Source organism: Luteibacter sp. UNCMF366Tsu5.1, assembly GCF_900119235.1.
Taxonomy (GTDB): Bacteria; Pseudomonadota; Gammaproteobacteria; order Xanthomonadales; family Rhodanobacteraceae; genus Luteibacter; species Luteibacter flocculans.
In genome coordinates this window covers 296707-317668 of record NZ_FPIS01000003.1, presented here as the reverse complement: position 1 = coordinate 317668, position 20962 = coordinate 296707, and the positions used below count along the sequence as shown (strand labels likewise).

Here is a 20962-nt window from a genome sequence, read left to right as displayed (position 1 = left end):
GGAGCCCCGAGTGCAGCGCTTCGTCAGATGAAACGCCTGAAGAACGGATGAAGTTTCATGAAGGCGCGCCATAGCCGGCCACGCAGGCCGGCACGCGTTTCAGGCGACCGCGGCGATGTCTTCGATCTGCCGCGTCTTGCGCAGGCGGGCAAGCTCGGCCTGCTGCTGTTCCATCAGCTTGCACTTGGGCTCGCTGGTGCGCTGGAACAGTTCGCTGGTCCACTCGATGAAGGCCTGCACACGCGCCGAGAGGTGACGCTTCTGCGGGTAGACGATCCACAGGTTGGAGCCCGTGGAAATCGTGTCGGTCATGATGATCTCCAGCAGGCCTTTCTCCAGCGCCGTGGCCGCCAGGCAGTGCGGGGCCTGGATGATGCCCAGGCCGGCAATGGCCGCCTGAATCACCGACTCACCGTCGTTGATCAGCATGTGCGCGTCCACGTCGACCGACACGCGGCCGCTGGGCGAATCGAACTGCCACTGGTACGGCTTGCCAGTGCTCGGGTGGACGAAGTTCACCGTGCGATGGCTTTTCAGGTCTTCGATCGATTTCGGCATGCCGTTCCGGGCGAGGTACGACGGCGCGGCGCACAGCACGTTGCTGAAGTGCCCGATCTTGCGCGCGATGAGGCTGGAATCGGCCAGTTCGCCCATGCGGATAGCGCAATCGAAACCTTCCTCGTTCAAGTCGAACGGGAAGTCGCACATGGTCAGTTCAAGACGGATGTCCGGGTACTTGCGCTCGAATTCCGCCAGATTGGGAATGATCGCCGCTCGCCCGACCGCCGACGAGGCTGCCACCCGAAGCTTGCCGGCGGGCTTGGTCTTGGCATAGCCCAGAGCCTCCGTCGCCTCGGTGAGATCCGCAAGGATCTCCTTGCAACGCGCATAGAACGCGGAGCCATCGTCGGTCAAACGCAGAGAACGCGTCGATCGGAAGAACAGTCTCGCACCGAGGCTTTCTTCAAGCCGCGAGATGGCGCGGCTGACACCCGAGGGGGTCATCTGAAGGTGTTGCGCGGCGGAAGAGAAGCTCTTGGCTTCCACCACGCGTACGAAAACGCTGATCGCGGAAAAGTCTTCCATCGCTGGCTCCGAGCATCGCATTCGTGACTGGGGGTCACAGGCGGGGTGATTGTAGACCCATTTTTCGCTTGACGAGCAAGACCTAGATTTCGCCACCTGCGATGGACCGAGTTGACCTCAACCTATGTTGAGGCGACACGCTGAGCGGCCATCCACCCCCTTTCTCATCCTCATCGCAAGCTCAGGACGTCCCATGAAGAAGAAACTTCTGTTCGGTTCGACCGCCCTGGCGGGCGCCATCGCCTCGGCGATCTGGCTCAGCGCCGGTAGTTCGCCCAGCCACGCGGCCGAGCCCGCCGCGGCGGCGCCCGCGCCGGAAGTGACCGTCGCCCAGGTGCTGCTGCGCCCGGTCTCGGACGCCAGCACGTTCACCGGCCGCATCCAGGCGGTGGACACGATCCAGATCCGCCCTCGGGTCAGCGGATACATCGACTCGGTGCATTTCCGCGAAGGCGCCGCCGTGAAGAAGGGCGACCTGCTCTTCACCATCGACCCCCGTCCGTACAAGGCGGAAACCGATCGTCTGGCCGCCAACCTCGCCCAGGCCCGCGCCGAAGCGAAGAATGCCGAAGCCAATGCCGCCCGCGGTACCAAGCTCGTCGAGCAGCACGCCGTCTCGCGTGAGGAAGCCGATCGCCTGGACACGGCCGCCGCCAGCGCGAAGGCCCAGGTCGCTTCGGTGCAGGCCGCTCTCGACAACGCCCGGCTCAATCTCTCGTTCACCGAAGTGCGCGCGCCGGTAGACGGCAAGGTGAGCAACGCTCAGATCACGGCGGGCAACCTCGTGACGCCGAGCGACACGCTGACCAGCGTCGTGACGGTCGATCCGATGTACGTGTACTTCGACGTCGACGAGCAGACCTTCCTGAAGCTCGACCGCCTGCGCCGCCAGAACGGCCGCGCGCCGGAAGTGGAAATGGGCCTGGCCGACGAAGACGGCTACCCGCACGTGGGCAAGATCGACTTCATCGACAACCAGGTGCGTGCCGGCGCCGGCACGATCCGCCTCCGCGCCGTGTTCCCGAACGGCGACGGCGCCTATACGCCCGGCCTGTTCGCCCGTGTGGAACTCCGCAGCGGCAACAGCCAACCGCGTGCGCTGATCGACGACAAGGCCGTGGGCACCGATCTCGGCAACAAGTTCGTCTACGTGCTCGGCAAGGACAAGAAGGTGGAGTACCGCCGCGTGTCTACCGGCCCGCTGGTGGACGGATTGCGCGTGGTGGATTCGGGCCTGAGCGCCGACGACGTGGTCGTGGTGAACGGCTTGCAGCACGTGCGCCCCGGTGTGGAAGTGAACGCCAAGCGCGTGGCGATGGCGTCGTTGGCACCGGATAGCGCGCGCAACGTCGCGTCGCGTCCGGCCGGCGTCGACAGCGTGGCGCAGAACCAGGACTGATCCACCATGAAAATCGCTCAATTCTTCGTCGACCGCCCGATCCTGGCGGGCGTGCTGTCGGTGCTGTTTCTGATCGCGGGCGGTATTGCCGTGTTCAAGCTGCCGATCAGCGAGTACCCCGAGGTCGTTCCGCCCACCGTGGTCGTACGCGCCTCCTATCCGGGCGCCAACCCCAAGGTAATCGCCGAAACCGTCGCTACGCCGCTCGAAGAGCAGATCAACGGCGTGGAAGGCATGCTCTACACCTCCTCGCAAGCGACCAGCGACGGCGCCATGACGCTGACCGTCACGTTCGCGCTCGGCACCGATCTGGACAACGCGCAGGTGCAGGTGCAGAACCGCGTTTCGCAGGCCTTGCCGCGCCTGCCGGAAGAAGTGCAGCGCCTGGGTGTGACGACGAACAAGAGTTCACCCGACCTGACCATGGTCGTGCATCTCACGTCGCCCGATCACCGCTACGACATGCTCTACCTGTCGAACTACGCACGCACGCGCATCAAGGACCAGCTGGCCCGACTCGATGGCGTGGGTGACGTGCAGTTGTTCGGCGCAGGCGAGTACAGCATGCGCATCTGGATGAACCCGGAGAAGCTGGCGATCCGCAACCTCACCACGGGCGATGTGATCAAGGCGATTCGCGAGCAGAACATCGAAGTGGCGGCCGGTTCGCTCAATGCGCCTCCCGGTCCGAACACCAGCGCCTTCCAGGTGAACATCAACACGCGCGGTCGTCTCGTCAGCGAGGACGACTTCCTCAACATCATCGTGCGTAGCGATCCCACCGGCTCGGTGACGCATCTGCGTGACGTGGCACGCGTGGAGCTGGGCTCGAACAACTACGCGCTGCGCAGCCTGCTCAACAACCGCGAAGCGGTGGCGATCCCCATCTTCCAGCGCCCGGGCTCCAACGCCATCGCCATCTCGGATGAAGTGCGCAAGGAAATGGCGGAACTCAAGAAGGACTTCCCGCAGGGCGTGGATTATTCCATCGTCTACGATCCCACGGTGTTCGTGCGTGGCTCGATCGACGCAGTGGTGCACACGCTGTTCGAAGCCATCGTGCTTGTCGTTCTGGTGGTGATCCTGTTCCTGCAGACCTGGCGCGCCTCGATCATTCCGCTGGTGGCCGTGCCGGTATCGCTCATCGGTACGTTCGCAGTGATGTACCTCGCGGGTTTCTCGCTCAACGCGCTGTCGTTGTTCGGTCTGGTGCTGGCGATCGGCATCGTGGTGGACGACGCGATCGTGGTCGTGGAGAACGTGGAGCGACACATCGAGCATGGTCTCGATCCGAAGATGGCCACGCGCCAGGCGATGACCGAGGTCACCGGCCCGATCGTCGCGACTGCGCTCGTGCTCTGCGCCGTGTTCGTGCCCGCGGCCTTCATCAGCGGCCTTACCGGCCAGTTCTATCGTCAGTTCGCGCTCACCATCGCCATCTCCACGGTGATTTCCGCGTTCAACTCGCTCACCCTGAGCCCGGCGCTCTCGGCCATTCTGCTGAAGGGTCGCGACGAGCCGAAGGACAGGCTTACCGTGTGGATGGATCGCGGCCTCGGCTGGCTGTTCCGTCCGTTCAACCGCGCGTTCGAGCGCAGCGCCGATAGCTATGTCGGTGGCGTGAAGAAGATTCTGCGCTTCTCGGCGGTGGTGCTGGTGCTGTACGCGGGTCTGGTGGGCCTGGCCTTCCTCGGCTTTGCCAAGGTGCCGACCGGCTTCGTGCCGTCGCAGGACAAGCAGTACCTCGTCTCGTTCGCGCAGTTGCCGGACGCGGCGTCGCTCGATCGCACCGAGAGCGTCATCCGCCGCATGGGTGACATCGCGCTGGCACAGCCCGGCGTGGAAAGCGCTGTGCAGTTCCCGGGCCTGTCGATCAACGGCTTCACCAACAGCACCAACGCCGGCATCGTCTTCGTAACGCTCAAGCCGTTCGAGGAGCGCCGCAGCGCGGATGTTTCGGCGGATGCCATCGCGGCAGCGCTGAATGCGAAGTTCGCTTCGATCCAGGATGCGTACATCGCGATCTTCCCGCCCCCGCCGGTGAACGGTCTCGGCACGATCGGCGGCTTCCGCATGCAGATCGAGGATCGTGGCGGTCTCGGCTTCGAGGAACTGTTCAAGCAGACGCAGGGCATCATCGCTGCCAGCCAGAAGACGCCGGAACTCGCGCATCTGTTCACCAGCTACCAGGTAAGCGTGCCGCAGTTCGATGCCGACGTGGATCGCGAGAAAGCGAAGTCGGAAGGCATCGACCTCGGTGACGTGTTCCAGACCATGCAGGCGTTCCTCGGTTCGCTCTACGTCAACGACTTCAACCGCTTCGGCCGCACCTATCAGGTGAACGTGTCGGCGGAGCCGTCGTTCCGTCATGAGCCGAGCGACATCGTCGGCCTGAAGACGCGTAATGCCGCGGGCGATCTCGTGCCGCTGGGTTCATTCCTGACGGTGCGCCAGACCAACGGTCCGGACCGTGTGCAGCACTACAACGGCTACCCCACCGCCGAGATCAACGGCGGCCCGGCCCCGGGCTTCAGCACGGGCCAGGCGCAGGACGCCATGGAAGCGCTGGTGAAGGCCAATCTGCCGAACGGCATGAGCTTCGAGTGGACCGAGCTGACCTATCAGCAGATCCTCGCCGGTAACACGGCCGTGCTGGTGTTCCCGCTGTCGGTGCTGCTGGTGTTCCTGGTACTGGCGTCGCTGTACGAGAGCCTGAGCCTGCCGCTGGCGGTGATCCTGATCGTGCCGATGGTGCTGCTGTCCGCGATCTTCGGTGTGTTCATTACCGGAGGCGACAACAACATCTTTACCCAGATCGGCTTGATCGTGCTGGTGGGCCTGGCCTGCAAGAACGCCATCCTGATCGTGGAGTTCGCCCGCGAAGCCGAGATCGGTGGCATGAACCGCGTGGACGCCGTGCTCGAAGCGGCTCGCCTGCGACTGCGCCCCATCCTGATGACGTCGTTCGCGTTCATCATGGGCGTGGTCCCGCTGGTGACCTCGCACGGTGCCGGCGCAGAGATGCGTCATGCCATGGGTGTCGCCGTGTTCTCCGGCATGCTTGGTGTGACCTTCTTCGGCCTCATCTTCACCCCGCTGTTCTACGTGCTGATCCGCGCCTGGAACGAGCGCTCGGAGGCGCGCCGCCAGGCACGCCGCGAGCGTCGTCTCCTTGCCCATGCAGCCCGGGAGTCGTGACATGAAAACCATTCTTCGTTCCACTGCCTTGTTCACGGCACTCGTGCTCGCGGGTTGCGCGAGCGTGGGGCCCGACTATCAGGCACCGAAGGAAACGCCGGTGACGCTGATCGGCGTCGACGCTGCGCACCAGGACAGCGCGAGCTTCCAGGCACAGTGGTGGAAGCAGTTCGGCGATCCCACGCTCGATGCGTTGATCGTTCGCGCGGCAAAGAACGCGCCCGATCTGAAGATTGCGGTGGCGCGCCTGGCGCAGGCGCGTGCCGTGCTGGGTACGGCGAAGTCGCAGCAGATTCCCGACATCGAAACCGGCGTGTCCTACCAGCGCAGCCGTCAGCAGCAGCCCGGCTTCAGCGATCAACGGCAGACGGTGACCGCCTACCAGGCCGGTTTCGATGCGTCGTGGGAGCTGGACCTTTTCGGCGGCATTCGACGCTCGGTGGAAGCCGCACGTGCCGACGCCGCCGCGGGTGAGGCCTCGCTGCGCGACGCGCAGGTCACGTTGTTCGCCGAAGTGGCACGCAACTATTTCGACCTGCGCGGCACGCAACTGCGCATCGACGTGGCGAAACGTGACATCGCCAACCAGCAGGATTCGCTGAAGGTGATCGCGGCACGCGTCGACGTCGGTACGGGCGCAGAGCAGGATCTCGCGAGCGCCAAGGCCCGCCTCGCCGCGGTAGAAGCCCAGTTGCCCGTGCTGGAAACCCAGGCCAGCGCCGATCAGTTCCGCCTCGCAGTGCTGCTCGGCCAGCGCCCCGGTGAATTGGACATCGACCTGTCCCCTGCATCGTTCAAGCCGATCGATGCGACGCTCGCCATCGGCGGTGCGGACGACGTGCTGCAGCGCCGTCCTGACATCCGCATCGCCGAACGCGAGCTGGCCGCTGCCAACGCGCGCATCGGCGTGGCGAAGGCGGATTACTTCCCGCACATCTCGCTCGGCGGCTTCATCGGCTTTCTTGCCGGACGCAGTAATAACTTTGGGGGTCCCGATTCGCGCGCGTGGTCGATCGCACCCAGCATTTCGTGGTCCGGGCTGAACGTACAGCGCGTACGCTCGGGTGTGAAGGGTGCGGAAGCACGCGCCGACGAAGCCCGTGCAAACTACGACCGCACGGTGCTCACCGCGCTGGAAGATGTCGACAATTCGCTCGTGGCGTTCAATCGTCAGCGCGATCGCGTGGAGAAGCTGCTCGTCCAAGCAACGGAGAGTCGCCGCGCGGCGGCGCTTGCCAAGCTTCGCTACGACGCAGGCCGCACGGATTACCTCGAATTGCTCGATGCCGAACGCACCCAGCTCGCGGCTGAAGACCAGCTTGCCGAAGCGGAAGCCGGCATCAACCTGCGTGCCGTGCAGTTGTACAAGGCGCTCGGTGGCGGCTGGCAGGCTTGCGGCGACGAAGCCTGCAACGAGGTGGCAAAGGTGCCATGAGCACGGCGAAGGTTCACCGCCTGCCGGTGCAGGCGAAGCGAAGCCGTACGGTCGCGTTGGAACCGCCGCTCACCCAGCGCGTGGCGCTGGTGAGCGGCGCCAATCGCGGTATCGGTCTCGAGGTGTCGCGCCAGCTCGCCTCTCTCGGCATCACGGTATTCATGGGCATGCGTGAGCCTGGCAAGGGCGAAAAGGCGGCGCGTTCCGTTCGCCAAGCCGGCGGGGACGCGCACGCGCTGCGGCTCGACGTCACGAAGCAAGACGACATCGATCGCGCCATCGCACATATCGCTGAGCATTCCGGTCGCCTCGACATCCTCGTGAACAATGCCGGCGGGTACTTCGACGCCGAGGGACGTCCCTCGGTACTCGATCTCGATGCCATTCGCGCCGCCATGGAAGTAAACCTGATCGGTGCGTGGAGCCTCAGTTCTGCCGCCCTCCCATTGATGAAGCGGCATGGGTACGGCCGCGTGGTGAACGTCTCCAGCGAGTGCGCCGTGCGCGCGATGTGCGGAGAGAACAGCCCTGCCTATCGCGTATCGAAGGCTGCTTTGAACGCGTACACCCAAGTGCTCGCGCGCGAACTCAATGGCAGCGGCATTCTGGTCAATGCGGTCTGCCCCGGCTGGACGGCGACGGCACTCGGCGGAAGTGGTGGCAGGCCGGCAGCGGAAAGTGCGGAGGGCATCGTATGGGCTGCATTACTCGCGGAGCGCGAAGCATCGACGGGGGGGTTCTTTCGCGACCGCATGAAGATCGCCTGGTAGGGACATCGCTCGATACGACGGCGCGTCGTTGCCGGAGTGTGACCGCGGTCGCAACCCGTAGTCCTACGGGGATCGTTTAGGACGAGTCCTATGTATGGCGCGGCGGCGGGAGGCGTAAGTTCTCGCCCCCTTTCCACACCGCGAGGACCGCCCATGAAATCCATCCTTATATGCGCTGCCGCACTGGCAACGTTTTTGTGCACGCCTGTCATGGCTGAGGATGCCTTCGAAGGCTTCGACCACTTACCGGCACAGGAGATCCACCGGGACACACCGCTGGTGCTCGATCACTTCAGCGTGAGCCTGCCGTTCGGCGGTTTGGGTGTCATCCGAAAGACCGATGTAGACGATGACCTGGAGTCGGGCATGGTGTTGTCGGCACCCGCCGAATGGAATCTGGCCACCTTCGAGTTGACCTTCAATAAGCCATGGGAGCGTGTGACCTTTACGCTCGTTCTGCCACCGAACCAGGAAGAGCGCATCCGTACCCTTGTGATGCTCTACGGCGCTGACCCGGCAAGTCCCGCCACGAACGTCACGCTGTTCTGGCATGGTCCCGAACGCCGCCGCGTGCGCGTCGAGATGGTCCGCCTATCGGACGGCGAACCGTTCCAAAGGGTACTCCTCCACCTCATGCGCGGAGCATATGTCGACAACATTCACGTGGAAGGACGAGGGTCCGACTTGACCATGCCGATGCCGACACCGATGCACGTTCCCCACATGTGACATCGAAGCCGCCGGCGAACCGTAGGGTTTGCCGGTGGCTTGTGCTCGAATAGTCTCAACGCGACACGATGTGCGCGAACCACTGCCAACCGCGCAACTTCAAGGTAATCAGCTTCGCGCAGGTGAGCATCGGGACAGCAAGCAAGGCGCCGGGAATCCCCCACAGCCAACCCCAGATCAACAGCCACAGCAGGATCGCCACGGGGCTGAGGCGTGAGCGCCGACCTTGCAACATCGGCGTGATCAGATTGCCTTCCACGGCCGTGATACCTGCGAATGTCGCAGCGGGAAGCAGGGCAGTGCCGAGTTCCTGGAAATGCAGCACACCCACGACGGCCAACACGGTCGTTGTGGTGATGGCGCCAACGTACGGGATGAAATTGGCGACGGTGGCGACCGTGCCCCATAGCAACGGGTCCGGTACGTCGTACAGGTAGAGCATGCCTGCGGTGATAAGGCCCAACGTGACGTTGATGGCTGCGGTAAGCAGCAGATAGCTCGACACTTCCGTCTGAATACTGCGAACGATGCTTACCGTGTGTCGCTTGTACGAGAACGTGGGGGATATTTCGACGGCTCGCCGCAAGATCTCGTCGCCGTAGACGAGAAAGAAGAACACCAGCAGTGCCACGGTAAGCACGCTGGCTAGCACCTTGGGCGCACCCGCCACGATGTCCCACACCGTAAAGGCGAGCGTGCTGGCCGTTTGCGGTGCGTTACGCGGTGCCGCACCGCCGACCAGGTTCTGCGTCGCCCGACTCGCGGCTTCGATCTGTTGCGTCATCGGCTTGATCTTCGGCGCGAACGTACGCATCGCTGCGGGCGCGTCGTGAAACCAGTTGAGGGCGGGGGTCGACAGCGTGACGATGGCAGACACCAGCCCGACCCCGAGCAACACCATCACGGTGACTGCCGCCAGCCAGCGCGGAATACGTACGCGCGCGGCCGCTGCGACGATGGGATTGAGCGCCAAGCCAATGAACCCGGCGAGCACCAGCGGCACCAGAAGCGATTTGCCGATGGCGACGGTATAGACGAGGGCCAGCAGTATGATGCCGGTCAGGGAGATACGGATCGATCGAAGATGGCGCGAGATGCGGCGCGTACTGCGGCTGCTGCCCGGCTTGCGGCGCAATCGCTTCGGAAGTGTGGATACCGCCACACCGGGTGCCGCCGCAGAGGGCAGCGGCGTGGGGAGCGAGCTTGTCATGTCGCTCATGACACGCTGTCGGCCGCATCGGCCGCGTTGCCCGCCAGGTCACCGAAGAACGTGCCAGCGGCAATGGACGCAGCGCGCGCGACCAGGTCGGCGACACCGCCTGCAACGAGGCCACTCACGCCAGGCACAGCCATGGGGTTCAGCTTGATGTTGCTGAGGAGAAATCCGGACCCGGCGGCTACGCCCAGTACGGTAAGGGGATGTTCGTAGCCTCGCGCGATCAGTGCGGCCGCGGGGCGTACGGTTTCCTCGCGCGCGACGGCTACACGCAGCTGTGCCGCCCTGACCTTTGCCATGCTGCTGAAAATGCCCATTCCTTAGTCCCCCGCCTGTTCACTTTCCGCTTTGCCGCGCGTGGCCGCTTCACGTGCCAGCGTCGCAAGTTCGGAGCGCGTGGCAGGCAGCGTAAGCCAATGCATCGCGCGGCGGAACGTGAGGATCGCGACGATCAACAGAACAAGTTGCAGGCCGGCGAGCGCGGTCAGCGCCCAGGCCCACGAACCAAACCATTGCGCCAGACCCCAGCCCGCCAGAGCAAGCAGGGTAAAGCCCAGCGCCACGGCGAAAACGATGGCGGCCAGGCCCATGAACAGCATCATGACGATGCCGCTACGCGCCAAGCCCATCTCGGCGGTGAAGAGGCTCCACTGCGCCGCAAAGAGGTCTTTCAGTCCGGCGCCGAGGCTCCGAAGATCGTCAACCCATGAAGGCATGACCGGCTTAGCGGAACGGGGCGACGCCTCGTCGTTTGGCGTCGCCCCATCCATACCGTCTCGCCCCGAGGGACCGTCGTCCAGCATTCGTCACGCCCCTGGGGAAGATGGAATCAGTTGCGGAAAATGCGGCCGGCGAGCCAGCCCGCGGCGATCGCCAGTGCAATGGACTGGACCGGCTTCTCACGCACGTAATCGCGGGCGGTGTCGAGCCAGTCGTCGACCTTCTCTACCGCTTCGCCGTACGCCTCTTTACCGCGCAGCTTCGCCTCTTCGGCTTTTTCGGCAGCACGCGTGGCGCCGTGTGCCGCTTTGTCCGTAGCGTTGTGAAGGGTGTGCTCCACCTTGTCGGCAGCGCGCTCAACGGCATCCTTGGTGCGACCGACGGCGTCGGAGGTAGCTTCCTTCACTCGCTCGGCGCGTGCGTCAATGCGCTCGGCGGCCGATACGGTGTTGGCGGCGGCGGTCGCAGCGTTGGCGACATGATCGACGGGCTTGTTCATGGGGCAGTCTCCGGTGCTGTGGTCGAGCAACATAGGTCAGAAGAGGTGACGCCGGGGTTACGGCGGAACTATACGCTGCGGCCGCGGAAGAACGAGATGATCGCCAGGATCAGGAAGATGACGAACAGGATCTTCGCGATGCCGGCTGCCGTACCCGCGATGCCACCGAAACCGAACACGGCGGCAATGATCGCAATGACAAGAAACACGAGGGCATAGTGCAGCATGTGAGTATCTCCGTGGAGTGGCGCGGCACCATTTAGTCCCGCGCCCCGCGCATGCCGCGTGAAGCCCGGCGCTCCCGCTCAATGGGCGTTCAGCCTCGCGCCTTCACTCGGTCGTCACGCTTTCACCTTCGGGTTCAACGAATAGGTGCCGGTGATCTTCGCCTCAGCGACCACGTGACCTTCGATCACGTCGCGCAGCTCTTGCAGTGAGAACCCGTTTTCCAGTGGAACGTGGTCCACGTCCAACGCGTACACGTGGAGGTGGTAGTGATGCGGAATGGTGTCGTTCCACGGCGGGCACGGGCCGTCGTACCCGTGGTAATGGCCTTCCATGTCGCGGTCGCCCTTGAACCAGCCGGTGTAGTCGTTGAGACCCTGCACCGATCCGGGCGGACCCACCGGCTCCTTCTTGCCGCGCGGCACGATGCCTTCGCCACAGGCGCCTTCGGCCAGCTCACGGCATTCCAGCGGAATGTTCGCCATCAGCCAGTGGACGAACTCCACGCGCGGCAGGTCGCGGCGAACCTCACGGCCTTCCACGTTCACATCGTCGGGCTTCGAGGGCACGTCGGTATCGATCACGGCGATCGCGAACGACTTGGCCGTGGCGGGCACTTCCGTCCACGCGAGGTGGGGCGTGATGTTGCCGGCGGGCCGGATGCGGTCGCCGCTGGCCGGCTCGGCCACTTCCATGAAAGCGTAAGCCGCGGGGATCGGCTTACCGTGTTCGATGCTGTCGCTCTTGAGTCGCATGGGGCTTTCTCCGTTCTCAGTTCTTGTAGGTCACGCGATAGATGGCACCGTTGTCGTCGTCACTGATGAGCAGGCTGCCATCCGGCAGGGGCTGCACGTCGGCCGGACGACCCGAGACCTTCTCGCCCTTGAGGAAACCCTCGACGAGCGGTTCATAACTGGCCACCTTGTTGCCGTTGAAACGCACGCTCATCACCCGGTAACCCGACTTCGCCGTACGGTTCCAGGAGCCGTGCTCGGCGATGATGGCGGCACCTCGATAGGCCGCAGGAAACTGCTTCCCATCGTAGAAGCGCATGCCGAGCGCGGCCACGTGCGCTCCCAACTTCAACACGGGCGGTGTAAAGCTTTTGCAATCCTTGCCCTTGCCGAATTCGGGATCGGGCGTGTCGCCTTGATGGCAATACGGATAACCGAAGTGTTCGCCCGTCTTCGTGACGTGGTTCAGTTCATCGCTGGGGAGGTCGTCGCCAAGCATGTCGCGGCCGTTGTCCGTGAACCAGAGCGACTTGTCGCTCGGGCGCCAGTCGAAGCCCACGGTATTGCGGATGCCCTTGGCGACGGTTTCCAAGCCTGTGCCGTCGGGATTCATGCTCAATAACTGCGCAAAGCCCTCGTCCCCGCGATCGCAGATGTTGCACGGCGCACCGACGGGAACGTACAGCTTGTCGTCCGGGCCAAACGCGATGAACTTCCAGCCGTGGGCGGTCTCGGTATGCAGCTTGTCGGTCACCAGTTCGGGTTTCGGCGGCGTATCCAGGTGGTTTTCCAGATCGCGCAGCACATAGATGCGACTGACCGCCGACACGTAGAGGTCACCGTTGTGGAACGCCACGCCGACCGGCAGTTTAAGCCCGCTGGCGACGGTGCGGACCTTTTCCACGCGGCCATCGGCGGCATAGCTCACCGCATAGACCTTGCCCGCGTCGCGCGAGCCGACGAACACCGTGTTCTTGGTGCCGAGCGCCATCTCGCGTGCGTCGGGCACCTGGTCCGTCCACACCGCTATGTGGAATCCCGCTGGCAAGGTCAGCGATGCCATGGGCGGCGGGGTGGCGAATACGGGGGCCGCTGACAAGGCGAGACTGAAAACAAGGGCGCTGCGCATGATGACTCCCGGTGCTGGAATGATCCGCCGTTCCGTCAGGACAACGAATGACTCAGCGGACGATAGCGTCGAAACGAGCAGCGATGTAATCGTCGGTGAAGCTGGTCATGCTGAAGTCGCGGATGAAGCCGCAATGCCCGCCGTACATGGCGATGTCCAGTTCCACGTTCGGTGGCAGGCGCAACTGATCGAAGGCCGTCACGGGGATCACGGGGTCGTCCCGCGAGGTCAGGATGGTGGCGGGCAGGTGCAGGTCCATCAGCCGGTCGCCCGCGACGGAATAGCCGTCCAGATAGGCTTCCAGCGAATCGAAATCGGTATGCCGCAGCACCAGCGAGCGGGTCAGGTCACGCATGTTCTGACGCAACTCGTCGAGTTCGAAGTAGGTCTGCTGCGGAAAGGCCTGCTGCTTCAGGCGCAAGGAACGGCGCCACTTCTGCATGAAGTACGCCTGGTAGAACCAGGGCGCATCGCTCTCCAGCGAAAACAGACCTTCGGCCGGATCGATGATCGGGCACACCGCCAGCACGTAGTCGATGGGGACGCCGAGCTTTGGCGCCAGCATCGCCGCACGCAAGGCGAAGTTGCCGCCGAGCGAGAAGCCCGCCACGCCGATCGCCTTGGCGGGAAACATCCGTGCAATCTCGCCGAGCGCTGCCACCACCTCGTCGATACGGCAGGAATGGAACAACGCCTCGTTCAGCCCGTGGCTGTCGCCGTGATCGCGAAAGTTAAGACGAAAGACGTCCCAGCCGTCCTCGAGCAGGCGGCTGCCGGTCTGCAGGACATAGGTGGAATCGACGCTGCCTTCCCAGCCGTGGAACAGGATGGCGAGACCACGCGACTCGCTGCGGGTGCGCTGCGCCGTGAAGCGGCCGCTGAGGCGATCGCCTCGCCCGACATCCACCAGCACTTCCTGCGCATGTTCCTGCACCCGACGCGCACGGCGCGGCAGCAGCTGGCGGCGAATGCCGCTGGACGAAAGCATGGTCTGGATATGACCGCTGCGCAGCGGCCATGGCGGACGAAAATCGGCCCCCGTCGGCAGGCTCATGCCGGGGAGTCGGTATCCAGGGCCTGCGCGATGCGTTCACGCGAAGCCTCCGCCATGCGGCGACGTCCGTCCGGGGAGACCGGCACGGGTTCGAGGAAATGCACTTCGACGTCGAGCGGCGCCTCACCGAGCAGGCGCAAGAAATTGCCCATGAAGCTCTCACCCTGGCGGAACCCGGCGTCGATCACGCGCTTGCCGTTGCGTGCAAAACGCAGCGCCACGGGCTGCACCGGCACATCGGCATCGAGCGCCGCCTGGAAGATGCGGGCGTGGAATACGCGCAGAACACCGTCGTGACCCGTGCCCCCCTCGGGGAACACCGCCACGGAGCGACCCTCGCGCAGGCGCTCGACCATGGCGGCCATTACCGAGGCCAGCGAATGGTTGTTGCCGCGACGGTGAAAGATCGTGCCGCCGCGCGCCGCCATCCAACCCACCAGCGGCCAGCGTGCGATCTCCGCCTTGGCGACGAAGCACGCGGCACGCTGCGAATGGAGGAGTTCGATGTCCAGCCAGGAGGTGTGGTTCGCCACGAACAGCACCGGGTCGGGCAGTGCCTTCCCGAAGCGGCGGCTACGGAAGCCAAAGACCCGCAACAGCAGGGTCGACCACATGCGAATGGTGCGGTGGGCGAGCGGCTCGCGGCCGTTCTTCATCACGCCACCGGCCCAGCTCAGGATGAACGCGCAGACCAGAATGCCGAACAGCACGTGGAGCAAAAGCAGGGGTATCCGCCACACATAGCGCAGCGGACGCAGGCGGTCGCGTGGGGTCGGGTTGGTGGTGGCGGCTTCCATCGAGCGCACAAGATTAACGATGGGCGTGTCCTGCCGCTAGGGGAACCTGGCTTTATTCTTATGTCACGTGGGCTTGGGCCGTCGTGCCGAGGCTCATGGACGGACATTTCCCAGCGGCAAGGCTGTCGATGCCTTGACCGTGCGCAGCACGAAGCTGGTGTTGACGTCCGCCACACCGGAGGCATTGAGCAGGCGATCGAGCAGGAAACGGGAGAACCCGTCGAGGTCCGCGACATACACCTGCAGCAGATAATCCATGTCGCCGGTCAGGGCATGGCAGGCCACCACTTCTTCCCAGGCCGCCACCCGCTCGGTGAACGTCTCGATGGCCTCGGCCTCGTGCCGGGAGAGCTGCACGCGAACGAAGGCCTGCAGGCCCAGCCCGATCGACCGTGGTTCCAGTCGGGCTCCATAGCCGGCGATCACGCCATCGGCTTCAAGCTTCTGCACGCGGCGCAGGCAAGCGGACGGTGAGAGGTTTACCTCCGCCGCCAGCTCGGCATTGCTGGCGCGGCCGTTTGTCTGGAGCGCAGCGAGAATGCGCAGGTCTGTGCGGTCGAGGGCGGCTTGCACGTTTGTTTCTCTATTTGTGAGCGAGGCGCCGCATTATTGCGCTTATGGCGGTGAGCCTTGCAACTTTGCAAGCCTATTGCGCCGGATCACGGCTAATCTGTCGTTCTCGTCACCCCACCAGGAGCCTCGCATGGACACTCCCCGTCGCGTCGAACACCAACAAACCGACCGCGGTTACGTGCCCGTCTATGCGACCGGCACTGTGGAACAGCCGTGGGCCAGCTATTCGAAGACGGACCACGAGGTATGGGACACCCTGTACCGGCGCCAGCGGGAACTGCTGCCCTCGTACGCCTGTCAGGAATTCCTCGATGGCGTGGAGCGCTTCGGCCTCGGTGACGGCGGGATCCCGCGTTTCGACGACCTCAACAAGGTGCTGGGCAAGGCCACCGGTTGGGAGCTGGTGGCCGTGGAAGGGCTGCTTCCCGACGAGGTCTTTTTCGATCACCTCGCCAACCGCCGCTTTCCGGTCAGCTGGTGGATCCGAAAGCCAGATCAGCTCGACTACCTGGCCGAGCCCGACCTGTTCCACGACCTGTTCGGCCACGTGCCGCTCCTGCTCAACCCGGTCTTTGCCGATTACATGCAGGCGTACGGCAAGGGTGGCATGAAGGCCCATGCGATCGGGCCCGAGGCGCTGATGAACCTCACGCGCCTGTACTGGTACACGGTGGAATTCGGCCTGATCCGCACGGAACGGGGCCTGCGTATCTACGGCGCCGGCATCGTGAGTTCCAAGGGCGAGTCCATCTACTCCATCGATTCCGCCGCCCCCAACCGTCTGGGTTTCGACCTGGAGCGGGTGATGAACACCCGGTACCGGATCGATACGTTCCAGCAGACCTACTTCGTGATCGACAACTTCGAGCAACTGTTCGACGCCACCGGGCCGGACTTCACGCCGATCTACGCCAAGCTCGCCCAGGGCCAGGCGTTCGCCGCGGGTGATGTGCTCCCGACCGATACGATCTACCAGCGAGGCACTCGGGAAGGCTTCGTTTCCGGCGGAGACAACTGAATCTCAACGGCGGCCTAACGAACGGATGCCTACGATGTCACCACTTCCGTTCAAACAGGGTGGGTCCATCGTGGTCGTCTTCGATATTCCGTTCGAGTCCGTCGGTCCGGGGCTGTGGCTTCTTCAGAAGAACGAGTTCGAGGTCGGCGAGTTCTGCTCGCGCGACGACGCCCTTGAGTGCGCCATCAACGAGGCACGCCGTATCGAGGCCGCCAACGCGGCATCCGACATCGTGCTGAACATCGAAGGCAACGACGGCGTCTGGCGCGCTTTCGACACGTCGATCAAGCCGTACGCATCGCGCGTCCAGCACGCCTGAGTCGCAAACACAGTGTTGCCCCCAGCGGGCGGGTCGGGAAACCGGCCCGCCCGTTTTCGTTAGTAGGGTCCAGGCTCGTCGCACCCGGTCGCAGAGGGCGGCAAGGCCACCGCCTTACGCCACGCTGGCCGCTTCAGGGAGCGCGCCGCTACCCACTTCCGGGCACAGCCACACACTCACCGCGAACCGCTGCGGCGATGAGGCCGGAGGGCCATGCCATGGGCAAATGTCGGACAAAATAAAACCCCGGCAGCCAGGGGAGGAGCTGCCGGGGTCGCGTCGGGTCCAGGCTATCAGGGGAAATAGCGGGACCCGGGACAACCGATCAATACATCGCGTCGGTTGCCAACAGGTCGCCTCTCGGCGATCGAATACTTAGATAAGGGCGGAGCCGTGAAGTTCCCGTATCACTTCAGGGGAGCATTTGGTTCCCGTTTAACTTCGGCCGCCGCGGCGTGCTCGGCAAGCCACGGACCCACCTGCGCCACCCACAACGCATAGCCGGACGCATTCATGTGCAGGCCGTCCTCGCGGAACAGGCCGGGCTTGGGCTGGCCCTGCGCATCGAGCATCGCCGGGGCAACGTCGAGGAAGGCCACGTTCTTCTGTGTCATCGACCAGGTGCGGATGAGCTGGTTGGCCTTGCGGATGTTCGGTAGCAGGGCGAGCCGGGCAATGCTCGGCTTGATCGAGATGAAGGCGATCGGCACCTGGGGCTGGTCCTGGCGAACCTTGGCGACGAAGGCCGCGAAGTCGTCGCGGACCTGTTCCGGCGTGTCGCCGTTCTGCAGGTCGTTGTCGCCGGCATACATCACGATCGCCACGGGATGGTACGGCGTCACGATGCGATCGGCGAACGCGGTGCTATCGTCCAGGTCCGAACCGCCGAAACCGCGGTTGATCACGCGATAGCCGGGAAAATCCTGGGCAAGCGTCGACCACATGCGAATCGACGAGCTGCCGATGAACAGCACCGCGTTGGCAGGGGGAGGATTGCTGCGGTCCGAGGCCTCGAAGGCCTGGATATCGTGTTCCCACTGGCTGTGGTCGGGGCCTTTCGCGTGCGTGGCGAAAGAAATAACGAGCAGGGTGAGGAGGATCGTCAGCTTCTTCATCCGGCGCACCGTAACCGCTTACGTCGGCGGGGGCAAACCGCCCTGTCGCTCCACGGGCGTGACCTTGAGCACCGCTTCGATGCGCTTGCCGTTCCAGCGATAGATGAAATGTTCGGCTTGAAGGCACGGCGCCACCACGTCCGGATAGAACGCTGCGATGCACTCGCCACCGGCATGACGTGCACTGTCGTAGACGATGCCGTTGGAGCCTTGCTCGCGCAGACTCCGCGCCAGTTTCACGCTGGCGACATAGGAATCGGGGTCGTGCTCGTCGACCCATCCTCCGCGGATGTCGTGGAAGCGCCCGGTGATCGCGGTCTTGTAGCAACGGACCTGTACGTCCATCGGCGGCTCGTGGGTCGCGGCGAGAAAGGCTTCGCGATGGAACACCGTTTCCTCGATCGCCGTGGGAATGCTGTGCGCCGCATAGAACACGCCCCAATGTCCATCGCTGAACCGGCTGCCTTCCGGCGGGATATGGGTAAAGGCGGCCATGATCGGCGTGGTGCCGTGCCCGGACACGCGCCGCTCGGGCGGCACGAGGCGCAAGGCGCCCATTTCTTCGCGCAATCGGGGGTTGGTCAGCGACTCGATCTCCATCACCGCATCGATGTCACCGGGGTTCGCGATGCGATCGAACAGGCCCACAGGCGGGAACCGGCTCGGCACGATTCGATAGGCGTGGCTCCAGCGGATGCGGCGAAGCGGCGGCGTCGCGCTCATCCGTTCCAGCCGCGCTGGGCGTCCAGGTATTGCCGGACGACGTACAGATCAGCCACGTTGCCCGAAAGCATCCGATCCAGCGCCGAGCGCCCGCCAAACAGCGGCGCGTCGTTGGGCCGGCGCACCCAGGCGTCTGCCTGGCCGGGATCGGGAAAGAGGATCTGCAAGTCTTTCCAGATGCCGAGCAGGTAGCTGATGCGTTCGATCACATCGCGCGAGGGCGTGCCGTCCTGCTGTTTCTTCCACTTGAAGTAGGTGGATTCGGGCGGCTCGCCGAGCAGCGTACGTTGCTCGGCGGCGCGGAGCTTCCAGCGGTCCGCCAGCGAGAAAAAGGCACGGAGCGCGGGGCCGCCCAGGTCGGTGGCCGTCGTCGGTGCGGCTTGGATGACATGGTGCATCGTGGCTTCACCTGTGGAGTTGTGACGCAGTGTACTCCACTTGTGGAGGAAATGCTGTAGACACCACCCTCGCCGCCCGGCTTATTTCCGGGACGCGATCCAGGCGTCCACATGCTGCTCCAGCACCGGCAGGGGCACGGAGCCCAGCGCCAGCACCGTATCGTGGAACGCGCGCAGATCGAACTTCTCGCCCAGTTGCTTCTCGGCACGCTCGCGCAACTCGCGAATCTTCAGATAACCCAGCTCGTAGGACAGCGCCTGCCCCGGCCAGCTGATGTAGCGGTCCACCTCGTTCGCGATCTCGCGATCGCTCAGCGCCGTGTTCTGGGTGAGGTAGTCGATCGCCTGCTGGCGGGTCCAGCCGAGATGATGAATGCCGGTATCCACCACCAGGCGACACGCACGCCACATCTGATAGGTCAGGTACCCGAAGTGCTCGTAGGGCGTGTGGTAGATGCCCATCTCCTCGCCCAGGTATTCCGAGTACAGCGCCCAGCCTTCGCCATAGGCGGAGATGTAGCCGTCGCGGCGGAACGGCGGCAGGCCCTGCTGCTCGGCGGAGAGGGCCAGTTGCAAGGCGTGGCCGGGCATCGATTCGTGCAGGGTCAGCGCCGGCATGTTGAACAGCGGCCGGGACGGCAGATCGTAGGTGTTGACCAGATAGACGTCCGCACCGCCGCGACCGGAGGTGTAGTACGGCGCGATATCGGCCGGCACGGGTTCGATGGCAAACCGTTGCCGCGGCAGCAGGCCGAAGTACTGGCCGAGCTTCGCATCGACCTGCTTGGCGACCCAGGCGGTACGCATCAGCAGCTCGTCGGGCGTCTTCGCATAGAACTGCGGATCGGTGCGCAAAAAGGTGAGGAACGCCGGGAAGTCACCCTTGAAGTCCGTTTGCTTCATGGTCTCGAGCATCGCGCGGTGGATGCGGTCCACCTCGCGGAGGCCAATGGCGTGGATCTCGTCCGGCGTCAGGTCGAGCGTGGTGTATTCGCGAATCTGCTGCCGGTAGTACGCCTTGCCGTCGGGAAGCGACTCGGCGGCCAGCGTCTTTCGCGCCTTCGGCAGGTATTCGTTGCGGAAGAACGTCAGCAATTTGCCGTAGGCGGGAATGACGCCCTTGGCGATGGCGTCACGGGCCTCCTTCCGCAGCGCATCGGCGTCCGCCGCCGGCAGCGTCTTCGGCATGGCCTTGAAAGGCTTGTACAGCGCACTGTCTTCGGGGTTCTTCAGCTCCGCGACGGCGGCGATCGAGGCGTCGCGACCGTCCAACACGGCGCGCGGCACGGTGAAGCCGCGCGCGAGGCCCAGGCGCATGTTCGCGATCTCCTGGTCCATGTAGGTCGGGATCTGGCGCAGACGCTCGATGTAATGCCGATAGTCGTCACGCGTGCGCAGATCGTCGCCGTGCAATACGTAGCCGATGTCGGACCAGAACGCCGAGTCGCTGTTGAACGGCATCTGCCACTGCGCGAAGCGTTGCGACGCGGCGAGATTGCCGATCTGCTCGCGGTACACCGCGTAATCGACCTTCGCCTCCGGGCTGAGCGACGCCGTGTCGATGCGGTCGAGCTGGGCCAGCACGTCGTTCCAGTAGGCCAGGCGCTTCGCCTGACTCGCTGCATCCACGGTGTCGAGTCGTCCGTCGCCAGGCTGCGCCTCGCCCGAGGTGAGTATCCCCGACTGGCCGTTACGCCACTGCCATTCCTTTGAATAGATGGCCTTGAAGGCATCGTCGGCCGTGGTGGCCGCCTGGGCGGTGCCGGCGAGAAGGCCAGCGAGGGCAAGAACTCGGATCCAGGGGGACATGCGCATTCCGTCGGGT

22 protein-coding genes are annotated in these 20962 nt (G+C 64.3%); 7 read left to right on the top strand and 15 right to left on the bottom strand.

The genetic code is table 11. The annotated features are described in order from the left end of the window. Nucleotides 1-99 precede the first annotated feature (99 nt). Nucleotides 100-1086: a LysR family transcriptional regulator gene (locus tag BT115_RS15195; RefSeq protein WP_072323464.1), complete on the bottom strand. Its 987-nt coding sequence runs from the start codon at nt 1084-1086 to the stop codon at nt 100-102. Between the two features lie 193 nt (nt 1087-1279). On the opposite strand from BT115_RS15195, the gene BT115_RS15190 reads away from it, so the two are divergent. From BT115_RS15190 to BT115_RS15170, 5 genes are all read left to right on the top strand, one after another. Further along, complete coding sequence (locus tag BT115_RS15190; protein WP_072323463.1) at nt 1280-2485, top strand: efflux RND transporter periplasmic adaptor subunit; 1206 nt, start codon at nt 1280-1282, stop codon at nt 2483-2485. A gap of 6 nt (nt 2486-2491) precedes the next feature. Next, entirely contained in the window at nt 2492-5683 is a 3192-nt protein-coding gene (locus BT115_RS15185; RefSeq protein WP_072323462.1) for an efflux RND transporter permease subunit, read from the top strand. A 1-nt stretch (nt 5684) separates the two neighbouring features. Then, complete coding sequence (locus BT115_RS15180; RefSeq protein WP_072323461.1) at nt 5685-7118, top strand: efflux transporter outer membrane subunit; 1434 nt, start codon at nt 5685-5687, stop codon at nt 7116-7118. Further along, nucleotides 7115-7888 carry an SDR family NAD(P)-dependent oxidoreductase gene (locus tag BT115_RS15175; protein WP_072323460.1) on the top strand — a complete coding sequence of 258 codons (774 nt, stop codon included), beginning with the start codon at nt 7115-7117 and terminating at the stop codon, nt 7886-7888. Before BT115_RS15180 ends, BT115_RS15175 begins: the two co-directional genes overlap by 4 nt. Nucleotides 7889-8041: 153 nt before the next feature. Further along, on the top strand, nt 8042-8617 hold the full coding sequence (locus BT115_RS15170; protein WP_143144588.1) for a hypothetical protein: 576 nt from the start codon (nt 8042-8044) through the stop codon (nt 8615-8617). Nucleotides 8618-8672: 55 nt separating this feature from the next. Here BT115_RS15170 and BT115_RS15165 read toward each other — a convergent pair whose 3' ends face one another. The 10 genes from BT115_RS15165 to BT115_RS15120 form a co-directional block, all read right to left on the bottom strand. Next, on the bottom strand, nt 8673-9827 hold the full coding sequence (locus BT115_RS15165; RefSeq protein WP_255369449.1) for an AI-2E family transporter: 1155 nt from the start codon (nt 9825-9827) through the stop codon (nt 8673-8675). Nucleotides 9828-9832: 5 nt separating this feature from the next. Beyond that, nucleotides 9833-10150, bottom strand: coding sequence for a hypothetical protein (locus BT115_RS15160; RefSeq protein WP_072323457.1), 318 nt, complete (start codon nt 10148-10150; stop codon nt 9833-9835). Between the two features lie 3 nt (nt 10151-10153). Then, nucleotides 10154-10636: a phage holin family protein gene (locus BT115_RS15155; RefSeq protein ID WP_250339214.1), complete on the bottom strand. Its 483-nt coding sequence runs from the start codon at nt 10634-10636 to the stop codon at nt 10154-10156. 26 nt (nt 10637-10662) lie between these two features. Further along, the gene (locus BT115_RS15150; protein ID WP_083527506.1) at nt 10663-11052 is read right to left on the bottom strand and encodes a DUF883 family protein; all 390 of its coding nucleotides are present in this window, start codon (nt 11050-11052) and stop codon (nt 10663-10665) included. Nucleotides 11053-11120: 68 nt separating this feature from the next. Further along, the gene (locus BT115_RS15145; protein ID WP_046965775.1) at nt 11121-11279 is read right to left on the bottom strand and encodes a DUF1328 domain-containing protein; all 159 of its coding nucleotides are present in this window, start codon (nt 11277-11279) and stop codon (nt 11121-11123) included. 114 nt (nt 11280-11393) lie between these two features. Next, complete coding sequence (locus BT115_RS15140) at nt 11394-12032, bottom strand: YbhB/YbcL family Raf kinase inhibitor-like protein (RefSeq protein WP_072323455.1); 639 nt, start codon at nt 12030-12032, stop codon at nt 11394-11396. 16 nt (nt 12033-12048) lie between these two features. Beyond that, on the bottom strand, nt 12049-13140 hold the full coding sequence (locus BT115_RS15135) for a PQQ-dependent sugar dehydrogenase (protein ID WP_072323454.1): 1092 nt from the start codon (nt 13138-13140) through the stop codon (nt 12049-12051). 52 nt (nt 13141-13192) lie between these two features. Beyond that, nucleotides 13193-14194, bottom strand: coding sequence for a YheT family hydrolase (locus BT115_RS15130; protein WP_072323453.1), 1002 nt, complete (start codon nt 14192-14194; stop codon nt 13193-13195). Beyond that, nucleotides 14191-14991: a lysophospholipid acyltransferase family protein gene (locus tag BT115_RS15125; RefSeq protein ID WP_072323452.1), complete on the bottom strand. Its 801-nt coding sequence runs from the start codon at nt 14989-14991 to the stop codon at nt 14191-14193. Before BT115_RS15125 ends, BT115_RS15130 begins: the two co-directional genes overlap by 4 nt. A 93-nt stretch (nt 14992-15084) precedes the next feature. After that, a complete protein-coding gene (locus tag BT115_RS15120) occupies nt 15085-15564 on the bottom strand; it encodes an Lrp/AsnC family transcriptional regulator (protein ID WP_072323451.1) in 480 nt (159 codons plus the stop codon). A 130-nt stretch (nt 15565-15694) separates the two neighbouring features. On the opposite strand from BT115_RS15120, the gene phhA reads away from it, so the two are divergent. Both phhA and BT115_RS15110 read left to right on the top strand, forming a co-directional pair. After that, complete coding sequence (phhA, locus tag BT115_RS15115; protein ID WP_072323450.1) at nt 15695-16582, top strand: phenylalanine 4-monooxygenase; 888 nt, start codon at nt 15695-15697, stop codon at nt 16580-16582. Nucleotides 16583-16616: 34 nt separating this feature from the next. Then, nucleotides 16617-16901 (top strand): hypothetical protein, encoded by a 285-nt coding sequence (locus BT115_RS15110; protein ID WP_072323449.1) that lies wholly within the window; start codon nt 16617-16619, stop codon nt 16899-16901. A gap of 407 nt (nt 16902-17308) precedes the next feature. Here the strand turns inward: BT115_RS15110 and BT115_RS15105 are convergent, their stop codons facing one another. The 4 genes from BT115_RS15105 to BT115_RS15090 all read right to left on the bottom strand — a co-directional run bounded on the left by BT115_RS15105 (nt 17309) and on the right by BT115_RS15090 (nt 20946). After that, on the bottom strand, nt 17309-18016 hold the full coding sequence (locus BT115_RS15105; protein WP_072323448.1) for an SGNH/GDSL hydrolase family protein: 708 nt from the start codon (nt 18014-18016) through the stop codon (nt 17309-17311). Between the two features lie 18 nt (nt 18017-18034). After that, the gene (locus tag BT115_RS15100; RefSeq protein WP_072323447.1) at nt 18035-18739 is read right to left on the bottom strand and encodes an RES family NAD+ phosphorylase; all 705 of its coding nucleotides are present in this window, start codon (nt 18737-18739) and stop codon (nt 18035-18037) included. After that, on the bottom strand, nt 18736-19137 hold the full coding sequence (locus BT115_RS15095; RefSeq protein WP_072323446.1) for an MbcA/ParS/Xre antitoxin family protein: 402 nt from the start codon (nt 19135-19137) through the stop codon (nt 18736-18738). Before BT115_RS15095 ends, BT115_RS15100 begins: the two co-directional genes overlap by 4 nt. 81 nt (nt 19138-19218) lie before the next feature. Then, entirely contained in the window at nt 19219-20946 is a 1728-nt protein-coding gene (locus tag BT115_RS15090) for a DUF885 domain-containing protein (RefSeq protein WP_255369448.1), read from the bottom strand. Nucleotides 20947-20962: the final 16 nt, after the last annotated feature.